General features: G+C 66.8%; 7 protein-coding genes. 2 read left to right on the forward strand and 5 right to left on the reverse strand.

Annotated features, from left to right (window positions below):
• Positions 1-11: 11 nt before the first annotated feature.
• Complete coding sequence (locus ACZYZF_RS13310) at positions 12-1130, forward strand: catalase family protein (protein WP_463836166.1); 1119 nt, start codon at positions 12-14, stop codon at positions 1128-1130.
• Between the two features lie 121 nt (positions 1131-1251).
• Entirely contained in the window at positions 1252-3852 is a 2601-nt protein-coding gene (locus ACZYZF_RS13315; RefSeq protein WP_463835948.1) for a LuxR C-terminal-related transcriptional regulator, read from the forward strand.
• A gap of 21 nt (positions 3853-3873) precedes the next feature.
• On the opposite strand, the gene ACZYZF_RS13320 is transcribed toward ACZYZF_RS13315, so the two are convergent.
• The 5 genes from ACZYZF_RS13320 to ACZYZF_RS13340 form a co-directional block, all read right to left on the reverse strand.
• Entirely contained in the window at positions 3874-7920 is a 4047-nt protein-coding gene (locus ACZYZF_RS13320; protein WP_463835950.1) for a molybdopterin-dependent oxidoreductase, read from the reverse strand.
• Positions 7921-8054: 134 nt separating this feature from the next.
• Positions 8055-8444, reverse strand: coding sequence for a universal stress protein (locus ACZYZF_RS13325; RefSeq protein WP_463746764.1), 390 nt, complete (start codon positions 8442-8444; stop codon positions 8055-8057).
• Entirely contained in the window at positions 8441-9982 is a 1542-nt protein-coding gene (locus tag ACZYZF_RS13330; RefSeq protein ID WP_463746763.1) for a tripartite tricarboxylate transporter permease, read from the reverse strand. Before ACZYZF_RS13330 ends, ACZYZF_RS13325 begins: the two co-directional genes overlap by 4 nt.
• On the reverse strand, positions 9983-10468 hold the full coding sequence (locus ACZYZF_RS13335) for a tripartite tricarboxylate transporter TctB family protein (protein WP_463746762.1): 486 nt from the start codon (positions 10466-10468) through the stop codon (positions 9983-9985).
• Positions 10465-11448, reverse strand: coding sequence for a Bug family tripartite tricarboxylate transporter substrate binding protein (locus ACZYZF_RS13340; RefSeq protein ID WP_463746761.1), 984 nt, complete (start codon positions 11446-11448; stop codon positions 10465-10467). The genes ACZYZF_RS13335 and ACZYZF_RS13340 overlap by 4 nt, the downstream gene beginning before the upstream one ends.
• Positions 11449-11513 lie beyond the last annotated feature (65 nt).

Here is an 11513-nt window from a genome sequence, read left to right on the forward strand (position 1 = left end):
TGACCGCAGCCATGTCCACCGCCGACGTACGCCGCATCGCCGAGAGCCTCAACCCGGTTCCCTACCGCGACGATCTCGAGCAGCCCAAGGCGCGCGAGGCCCAGGACATCGAGAAGATCATCAAGTCGCTGCACAAGAACAACGAACGGGCCTACAAGAAGTTCAAGCACGGGCTGCGTGACGCGCATGCCAAGAGCCACGCCGTCCTGCGCGGCGAACTCATCGTCAATCCCGGCCTCCCCGAGGTACTCGCCCAGGGGATATTCGCCGAAGCGCGCAGCTACCCGGTGATCGCCCGCATCTCGACCACCTCGGGGGTACTGCGCAGCGACAAGAACCGCGGCGTGCGCGGACTCGGCATCAAGGCCATCGGCGTGCACGGCGAGCGCGCGATGAAGGACCCGAAGGACGAACACAATGTCACGCAGGACTTCGTGCTCGTCACCCACGAGGAATTCCTGTTCGCCGACGCCCACGCGTACCGCAAGCTGGGAATGCTGAGCGCCACTCTGCTGGCCCGGCTGTCCGACGGCACGCTGTGGGCGGTGAGCGAACTGCTCGGCGCGCTCAAGAAGATCCGCCTGCCGATACCGGAGAACCTGGCCGTGTTCGCCGCGCCCAACCGTCCCATCCTGGGCGAGACGTTCTACTCCTCCGCCCCGATCCGGTACGGCGACTACGTGGCCCGCTTCAAATACGAACCGACCTCGCCGGAGGCCAAAGCGCTTGCCGATCAGACCCTTCCGCGCAATCCCGGTCAGGACGAGCACCGCGATCTGATCATGGCATTCTTCGAAAAACACTCCGCGGAGTACACATTCGGCGTGCAACTGTGTCTCGACAAGGACAAGATGCCGATCGAGGACGCCACGAAACCCTGGAAGTCATCCCCGTACCTGCCAGTGGCCAAGGTGGTGTTCCCCCAGCAGAACCCGTACAGCGCGTTACGCCGTGCGTATGGCGACGACGTGCTGTCGTTCAACTCGTGGCGCGGCCTGGAGGCCCACCGGCCGCTGGGGTCCATCAACCGGCTGAAGCTCAAGGTATACGAAGCATCGAGCGACTTCCGGCACAAGATGAATCACATCGACCGGCACGAGCCCACCGATATCGCCGAACTTCCGGATTGACCCTAGCGAACGGGAAATACTTGCAATGGGAAGAACATTCGCCGCTGAGGCCGACGCGAAACGCCCCGTCGACCCTCTGTTCGGCACCGTTCCGGGCCTGGTGCCCCTAGACTCAGGATTCATGCCTGGTCAGTGGCAGCTTTTGGACCGGCCCGTCGAGCACGAGGCCATTCGGGCCGCCCTCAGCGGGACGGACAGCTGCGGAGTCGTGCTCGTCGGAGCCGCCGGCGTCGGCAAGACCACGCTGGCGCGCACGGTCACCGCATCGTTGAGCCGCAAGGTGCACTGGGCCGCGTGCACCGAATCGTCACGCAGCATCCCGCTCGGCGCATTCGCCCACTGGGTGTCGTCATCGGGATCACGCGACCCCATCGCCCTCATCGGATCGGCACGCGAATCGCTTGTGGCCGACGGCGACACCATCGTCGGGATCGACGATGCGCATCTGCTGGACCAGTTGTCGGCGACGCTGTTGCACCAGATCGCCGTGGAGCGCTCGGGCCACGTGGTGGCCACCGTGCGTAGTGGTGAGCCGGTCCCCGATGCCGTCACCTCGCTGTGGAAGGACGGCTACCTCCAGCGCTTCGAACTCCACCCGTTCACCAAACAGCAGAGCATCGCACTGATCGAAACCGTCCTGGGCGGAACGCTGGAGGGGCTCAGCGCCGACGTGATGTGGGAGACCTCCGGCGGCAACCCACTGTTCCTGCGCAACATGGTCGAGGGCGCGGTCGACGCAGGCACGCTGGCCAAGGTCAACGGGGTGTGGCAGTTCCGCGGACCCACCGTCATTCCCTCCGGGCTGGTCGAGCTGCTCGACGAACGTCTGGCGCATGCCGGCGAGGACGTCCTGCACGCTTTGAAGCTGCTGTCGCTGTGCGAACCGCTCGATATCGATGCGCTGGCAGAACTGGCCGGCGAGGACGCGGTCGATGCGGCCGAGATGCGCGGCCTGATCCGGATCGTCGCCGACGACGGCCAGATCAACGTCCGTTTCAGCCACCCGCTGTTCGGCGAGGCGGTGCGCCGCCGGGTCGGCACCGCGTCGGCCCGGAAGCTGCGGGGCCGGATCACCAAGATCCTGCACGAGCGCAACCTCGACTCGCCCGCCAGCCGAATCAAGTTGGCCGAGTTGGCCATCGAGAGCGACCAGGGCACCGACATCGAACTGCTGATCACCGCTGCCAAGGACGCGGTGTTCCTGTCCAACCTGCCGCTGGGCGAGAAGCTGGCGCGTGCCGCCTTCGCGCACGGCGGTGGACTGAGCGCGGCCGCGCTGCTGTCCCGCGCGTTGCTATGGCAGGGCCATCCGGCACAGGCCGACAGCATCCTGGAACAATTTTCCCCCGCTGACCTCAACGAGATGGAACTCGTGCAGTGGGGCGTTCCACGGCTGTCCAACCTGTTCTGGTCCATGGGCGACGTGGCACGCGCCGGCCAGGTGCTCGCCCTGCTGCAGGAACGGGTTACCCATCCGACCCTCCGACTGATCGTCGACGCGTTCGGCGCTGGCATGGCCGTGCACCAGAACAAGATCCCCGAAGGGCTCGAAATCGCCGAACGGGTCCTGGCGAACCCCGAGGCGCCGCGGCAGGCCGTGGATTTCGCGGCATTCGCCGCCGGCTTGTCGATGCCGCTGGTGGGCCGGGGAAACGATTTCCTGCCGATCGCATCGCGATGCCGCGCAGAGCGCAAGACCACCGACGGCATGGTCCGGATCATGGTCTTCTACGGCGAGGTGCTGGCCCTCGCGTACACCGGCCAACTCGACCTGGCCCAGCGGCGGGCCACCGAGTACGCCGAATTCTCCTCGGCCGGTCAGTTCGCCGGCTGGGCGATCGCCAAGATCATGGAAGGCGTCGCCGCCACCCACCGTGGCCGCTTCCGCGATTCCATCCTGGCCATCGAACAGGCCCTGGCCGCGCTGAACGCCGAGAGCTCTCTGCCCTGGCAGCTCCCCGGCCGGCTGCTACTGGCCCGCGCCTACGCCGGGGTGGGTAACCCCGCCGAGGCCGAACGGGTACTGGAGGACGCCAAGGAGCACTCGGGCGAATTCATGGCGCTGCACGAGCCCCTCCGGATGCTCGCCAAGGCCTGGCTGGCCGCCGCCAAGGGCGGGCACCGCTCGGCGATCGACCTGGCCCGGGCAGCCGCCGATGCGGCACATTCCTCCGGCCAGTACGCCGTCGAGGCCGAGGCGCTGCACAGCGCGGCACGCTTCGGCGACCGCAGTGTCACCCGTCGCCTACAGGACCTCGTCGACAGGGCGGACGGCCCGCTGCCCGCCCTGTACGCGCGGCACGCCGCCGCAGTGGCCGCCGCCGACCCGAACGCACTGGACAAGGTGGCCGGTGCATTTGAGGAGGCGGGCCTGCTGCTCTCGGCGGCAGACTCCGCCGCCCAGGCGGTGCCCCTGCACGACAAGGCCGGACACCGCCGAAACAGCACCGAATCCGCCGCGCACGCACTGCAATTGGCGTCCAAGTGCGGGGGTGCCGCCACCCCGGCGATTCGATCGGCCGCCCGGCCCCTGCCGGTGACCGGGCGCGAACGCGAGGTGGCCGGTCTGGTTGCCCAGGGATTGTCGAACCGCGACATCGCCGAACGACTGACAGTCTCGGTCCGCACCGTGGAGGGCCACATCTACCGCGCTTGCATCAAGCTCGGGGTGGCCGACCGTGACGAGCTCGCCAAGATCGTCTGGAACGACTTGGCCCAATGACGCGAGCCCAATGAGCGGAGCTCAATACACGTCGCGCACGTACCGCTTCTGGGCGACCAGCTCCCGCTTGTAGTCACGCGCGGCGTCCTCGGACATCCCCCCGTGGGTGCGCAGGATCGTGGTCAGCGTGGCGTCCACGTCCTTGGCCATGCGGGCGGCGTCGCCGCAGACGTAGAAGTGGGCGCCGTCGTCCAGCCAGCGCCACAGATCGGCCCCACGGTCCAGCATCTTGTGCTGCACGTACACCCGGTCCGCCTGATCGCGGGAGAATGCCAGATCCAACCTGTTTAAGAATCCATCAGCAGCCATCTCCTCAAATTCGTCTCGATAGTAGAAGTTCTCGCGGCGGTGCTGATCGCCGAAGAACAGCCAGTTGCGGCCGCCGTGGCCCAGCGCCCGGCGCTCCTGCAGGAATCCCCGGAAGGGCGCCACGCCGGTACCCGGGCCGACCATGATCATCGGCGTGCCTGCCTCTTCGGGCGGACGGAAATGCGGTGACCGCTGCAGGAACACCGGTGCGGCCGCAGCACGGTCGGCCATGAACGTCGAACACACCCCACCGCGCGCCGCGCCGCCGGGGCCGCGGTAGCGCACCACCGACACCGTCAGCTGAACCTCGTGCGGACTGACCAGCGGGCTCGACGAGATCGAGTAGTTGCGCGGGGTCAACCGAACCAGGACGTCCTGCCATTCTTCGGGTTCGGCGTGCACCGCGAACTCGGTCACGACATCGAGACCGTTGCGGTTCCGCAACCAATTGCTGCGCCGCTCACCGGAATTGCGCAGGATCTTGGCCGCAGATCGGTCGGTGCAGGAGTCAGCGACGAACCGCAACAGGTCGGGCGTAACCCGGCAGATGTCGTACGACGAGATGAGAGCATCGCGCAACGACTGCTCGACACCGTCGACCTCGATCACCGAGTCCGGGTTGAGCGCGGTCGCCGCCAGCCAGGAGTCGACCACAGCAGGATCGTTGCCGGCATAGACGCCCAGTGAGTCACCCACCGAATAACTCACGTCGTACTCGGAGATGTCGAAGCCGAACTGACGCACCTCCTTGGCCGCGGTCGGCGTCGTCAGCCGCTCGTTGCGCGCCAGTGCGGCCAGAATCGGCTTGGCCCTGGTGAATTCGTCCGGCTCGGTGGGGATGACAGTGCGGATGCCGCCGCCGACGACCGTGGGGACGGGTGGCGCACCAGTGAGCGCCGTGGTGACCGCATCGGCCCAGCACCGCATCGGTTCGTCGTCGTAGGCCTCGCAGTCGGTGCGGTCGAGCAGCTTGGTGGCACCCAGATCGGCCAACCGCTGATCCAGAGATTTGGCGTGTCCGCAGAAGTTGTCGTACGACTTGTCCCCGATGCCGAGCACCGCGTAGCGAAGCCCGTGCAACTGCGGAGCGCCTGGCCCCTGCAGCCGGCTCCAGAAGTCGGCACCGTTGTCGGGTGGCCCGCCATCGCCGAACGTACTGGTGACAACCAGGATGTCGCGCGCGGCGGCCAGGTCGGCCAGCGCCAGTTCGTCCATGTTCACCAATGACGCCCCGGCGATGCGGCCCGCCACGCCCGCCGCAAACTCTTCGGCGGTGCCGGTCTGTGAGGCCCACAACACCAGCGGCCCACCGGGGAGGGACCGCGCGTCTGGCTCACCGTCACCGGCCCGCGAATAGCGTCCGGCCAGTACCCCATCCACCCACAGCCGTACCTTGGCACTGACCGGTGCCGCGCCCGGAAGCACCGGCACACCTACGGGTTCATCGGGAAGGCCGGTGAAAAAGCCGGCCAGATATACCTTTTCATCCTGGCTCAGCGCAGGCTTGTGCGTAGCACTCAGTCCCATCTCGGCCGCCAGCGGATGCAACGCGGGTGTGCCGTCGATCGACCGGACCGGGCGCAGGCTGACTGCACACACCTTGAACTCCGGCTGTAGTGAATCGTGGTCGACGGCGTCGTTGGTCACGGCGTTGACGGTGAGGTACTCGCCGTGTTCGTCGTTCCAGTGGAACGGCGCGAAGCAGTTGCCGGGCCGCACCCGGTCGGACAGCACCGCAGGCAGCACCGCGCGACCGCGCCGGGACGTCAACTCGACCGGCTGCCCCTCGACGATGTCGAGGTCCAGCGCGTCCAGCGGATGGATTTCGACGAACGGCGCGGGGTTGAGCTTGTTGAGCTTGTCCACCTTTCCGGTCTTGGTCATCGTGTGCCATTGGTGTTGCAGCCGCCCGGTGTTGAGCACCATCGGATAGTCGTCGTCGGGCAGCTCCGCGGCATCCATGTGCGGGCGGGCGTGAAAGACGGCTCGCCGCGACGGGGTCGCGAAGGCGAGCTGGGGCCGGTGCCCGTCGGCGTCGACGAACAGGTCCTGGCTCACGCCGTCGTTGAGGTAGCGGATCGGGTGCCGGTCGCCGCCACCGGATCCCTCGACTGCTGGAACCGGCCACTGCAACGGCGTCTGGCGCAACCTCTCATAGCTGGCGCCGCGCAGGTCGTATCCGGTCTTCGGATTGGCGAACCGGCGGATCTCGTCGAAAATCTCTTCCGCCGAGGAGTAATCGAAATGTGCGGCGAAGCCCAGGTGCGCGGCCACCTGGCAGATCAGCTGCCAGTCCGGCCGGGCCTGCCCCAGCGGGGTGACCGACGGGGAAAGCAGGGTCAGATTGCGCTCCGAATTGACCATGACGCCTTCGGATTCCGCCCACAATGCCGCCGGCAGCAGGATGTCGGCGTAGTGATTGGTGGCCGTGGAACGGTAGGCATCCTGGACGACGACCAGCTCGGCGGACTCCAGACCGTTGATCACGGTCTTGCGGTTGGCCACGCTGGCAACGGGATTCGTGCAGATGATCCAGCAGGCCTTGATCAGGCCCTGCTCCATCTGCTCGAACATGCCGACAGTTCCGGGACCCACCTCCGAGCGGATGGTGCCGGGTTCGACGTCCCACTGGGTCTCGACGAAGGCTCGGTCATCGGCGGCGAGTACCGACCGCTGGCCGGGCAGACCCGGACCCATGTACCCCATTTCGCGGCCGCCCATGGCGTTGGGCTGACCCGTCAACGACATGGGGCCACTGCCGGGACGGCAGATGGCGCCGGTGGCGAGATGCAGGTTGCAGATGGCGTTGGTGTTCCACGTTCCGTGTGTGCTCTGGTTGAGCCCCATGGTCCAGCAGCTCATCCACTCCCCGGCCTCGGCGATCATCGCTGCCGCGGTGCGGATGTCGGCTTCGGGGATTCCGGTGATCTCGGCGACCCGGGCCGGTGGGTAGTCCACCAGGAATTCCGGCATCGCCTCCCAACCCGTGGTGTGCTCGGCGATGAACTCCTCGTCGATATCGCCGCGAGCCACCAGCAGGTGCAGCAGGCCGTTGAGCAACGCCAGATCGGTACCCGGCTTGATCTGCAGGAACAGATCGGCCCGTTCGGCCGTTGCGGTCCGGCGCGGATCCACCACGATCAGTTTGGCGCCGGCCTTGAGCCGATCGGCCATGCGCAGGAACAGGATCGGATGGCAGTCGGCCATATTGGCACCGGTGACGAAGAACAGGTCGGCCCGGTCGAAGTCGGTGTAGGAACCGGGCGGCCCATCGGCGCCGAGCGACTGCTTGTATCCGGTGCCCGCGCTCGCCATGCACAACCGTGAATTCGATTCGATGTGCACCGTACGCAGGAAGCCCTTGGCGAGCTTGGTGGCCAGATACTGCGCCTCCAGCGTCATCTGGCCGGACACATAGAGTGCGACGGCGTCGGGTCCGTGCTCGTCCACGACGGCCCGCAGTCGGCGTCCGGCCTCGGCTACCGCGTCGTCCACCGGCGTCGGCAGCAGTTCATCGGAACGGGAGGGCCGCAGCAAAGCGGACGTGAGCCGGTCGTCGTCGGCGGCCATCATCTCGGCGTGCATCGCCCCCTTGGTGCACAGCCGCCCGAAATTCGTGGGGTGCAGCTTGTCACCGCTGACCCGCGCGATCACCGTACGGCCGTCGTCGACCCTGGTGGTGACCTCGATGCCGCAGCCGACGCCACAGTACGAACACGCCGTCCGCAGTGTCGTGTCCGGGCCCGCGCCGTCTGCCATGCCCCCATCGTGCGGTGAGGGTGTTGTCGGATCTTTCCGGCGACGTTATCGGGACGAAAACTGATCCTCACCGAGGGTGAGCGGCTCCCGTGAGGTTGATTTTCCCAGGTCACGCCGCCTCTCGCGGCCGGGGCTCAGCCAGCGGGCTTGACTGCGAGCACCGGTTTCGGGCATTCCAGCAGCAATTGTTGCGACACACTGCCGAGCAACAGCTTGCCCACCGGGCTGCGATGCCGGATACCGATCACCAGCAACTCGGCCTCGGGCGCGTCCATCGCATCGAGCAATTCGGTCGCCGCGTCGACACCCACCGGCTGACGCAACTCGAATGGCACGCCGCTCTCCCGCAACCGCTCCTCGACATCGTGGACCTGACCGGAACGGGCGAACCGGGCATCCACGTAGGACTCACCCGCGGTCGCGTTGACCACCAGCAGTCCGGTGCCCCGCAAGGCGGCCTCGGCGATGCCGTGCTCGAGCGCGGCAATACCGAACGCGTCAGCGGTGTAGCCGATGACAATCATTGTCGGGCCGCCTTCTGCTGCTGATCCGCATCATCTTCGACGATCAACAACGTCTCCTCACTACGGTGCATCAGCTTGAGCACCAGCGGCGCCAGCAACAGGATCGCCATGAGTACGTAGGTGACGATCGCGACGGGCTCAGTGAACAAGCTCGTCCAGTCACCGCCGCCGAGTTGCAGGCTCTGGCGCAGTTGCCGCTCGATGCGCGGACCCAGGATCACCCCGATGATCAACGGCAGCACCGGCAATCCGAATCGGCGCATCATCAAACCCAGCAGCCCGAACACCAACAGCAGGACCAGATCCAGCGGCTGTACGTTGACGGCCAGTGCCCCCAGCGTGGCGAAGAACAGGATGCCCGCGTACAGGTAGGGCCGCGGGGTGCGCAGCAGCTTGGCCCACAGCGGCGCCAACGGCAGGTTGAGGACCAGTAGCAGGAAGTTGCCGATGAACAGGCTGGCGATCAGTGTCCAGATCAGCAATGGTTCCTTCTCGAAAAGCGTTGGCCCCGGCTGAATTCCGTAGGAAACGAAGGCGGTCAGCATCACCGCGGCGGTGGCGTTGGTGGGCAGACCGAGCGACAGCATCGGCACCAGCGTTCCCGCCGCCGACGCGTTGTTGGCCGCCTCCGGCCCGGCGACACCCTCGATGGCGCCCTTGCCGAACTCCTCCGGATGCTTCGACAGCCGCTTCTCGGTGATGTAGGACAGGAACGTCGGCAACTCGGCGCCACCGGCCGGCAGCGCTCCGAACGGGAACCCGTAGGCGGTACCGCGCAGCCACGGCTTCCAGGACCGGGCGAAGTCCTGGCGGCTCATCCACGGCCGCCCCACCGGGATCACATCGGCAGGCCGGCGGCGCAGGTGCGCCGCCACCCAGAGTGCCTCCCCGAGGGCGAAGATCGCCACCGCGATCACCACGATGTCGATGCCGTCGGACAGCTGCGGCAGGCCGAAGGTGGCGCGTGGCTGCCCGGTCAGGAAGTCGATGCCGACGACACCGATCGCCAGTCCGAGAAACAGTGAGATCGCCCCGCGCAACTTGGAGGAGCCGAGCACCGCGGTGACCGCGACCAGAGCGAACAGCATGATCGCCAGGTACGAGGGCGCGCCGAGAGTCACCGCGAACCGCGAGATCGGCGGTGCGAACGCGGCCAGCAGTGCGGTGCCGATGGCGCCGGCGACGAACGAGCCGATGGCGGCGGTGGCCAGGGCCTGGGCGGCCCGGCCGGCCTTGGCCATCTTGTTGCCCTCGATCGCGGTGATCACCGACGACGATTCACCGGGCGTGTTCAGCAGGATCGACGTGGTCGACCCGCCGTACATCCCACCGTAGAAGATCCCGGCGAACATGATGAACGCTGCGCTGGGGCTGACGTTGTAGGTCACCGGCAGCAGCAGGGCCACCGTCATGGCCGGGCCGATACCCGGCAGCACCCCGACCGCGGTGCCCAGCAGCACCCCGATCACCGCGTACAGCAGGTTCATGGGAGTGGCCGCCTCGGCGAATCCCTGCAGCAACCATTCGAAGTTACCCATTCACAGAATCCCGTCCAGAATGCCTGCGGGCAGCGGGATTCCGAGCCCGGAGTAGAACGCGTAGAAGCTCGCAACCGACAGCACCGTGCCGATCGCCAGGTTTCGCAGGTAGTGGCGATTGCCGAGAATCGTTGCCGCCCCGGCGAACAGCAGTGCTCCCATGATGGCCCAGCCCAGCGGCTTGACTCCGACGATCACCAGCACGAACAGTCCGACCAGCAATCCGACGGTGCGCCAGTCCCCCGGCATGTTCGGGTCGACATCCTCGCCGGCGTCCGCCTCGCCGACCGATCCGCGCGGGATCGCGATCGCCAGAACGATCGCGAGCGCGATCAGGACGATCCCGATGCCAAGCGGAAACGCCCGCGGCCCAACGGGGTCGACCTTGGCGAATCCCCCGGTCAGCGTGAGCGCGTCATAGATCAGGAACGTGCCCACGGCCACCAGGACTGCGCAGACCAGATACTGGGCCTTGTCGACCTTCACAACAACCCCAATTCGCTCAGCGTCGACGAGACGCGGTTGTCCTGATCGCGCAGGAACTGTTCGAATTCCGCGCCGGTGCTGAACGCGTCGGTCCAGCCGTTCTTGACGAGCGCGTCACGCCACTGGTCGGTGCCGTGCAGGTCGGCCAGTGCCCGGACCATCGCATCCTTGGCCTCACCGGAAACGCCTGGCGGCGCCAGTATTCCGCGCCAGTTGGTGAACGTGAGGTCGACACCGGCCTCGGTCAGGGTCGGCGCATCGATCCCCTCCACACGTTTGGCACCCGATACCGCCAGCACCCGAACCTGCCCGGCCTCGATCTGGTCGACGAACTCGCCGAGCCCGGTGGTGCCCGCCGCAATCTTCTTGCCCAGCAGGGCCGTCAGCAGATCACCGCCGCCGTCGTAGGTGATGTAGTTGACCTTGCGCGGGTCGACGCCCACAGCGCGTGCGGTTTCCATCGGGAACAGGTGATCGGGGCCGCCCGGTGAGGACCCGCCGCCGATGGTGACCTTCGCCGGATCGGACTTCCACGCCGAGACCAGGTCACCGATGGTGCGGAACGGCGAATCCCCCGGCACCAGAATGCCTTCCTGCTCCTCGACCATCTTGGCCAGTGCGGTGGCGTCCGAGGCACGCGCCGAGGAACCGTTGGTGTAAACGGCGCCCACCACGCCGAGCCCCATCATCATCATGAGGTCGTCGTTGCCCTTTTCGTTCATCAGCCGGGCCATCGCCACGGTCCCACCGGCGCCGATGACGTTGAACACCTCGATGCGCCCGGTGATGTCGGTGTCCTCCATGATCTTCACCGCGGTGCGCGCGGTCAGGTCGTAGCCGCCGCCCGGACTGTTGGGCACCATCATGCGCAGCCGATGCAGGCTCCGGGAATCGTCGCCGCGGGTAACGCCGCAGGCCGTCACCGGCATCAGCGCGACAACGGCCACCATCAGCCCGGCACCTAGTCGTCGAAACCTCATGGTCAGCAATACTGGACCCATGACGTGACGCAGGTCACCTATTCGGACGCAAAGGAAGTTTTGTT

The sequence above is a fragment of the Mycobacterium sp. IDUB_24 genome, assembly GCF_055419385.1.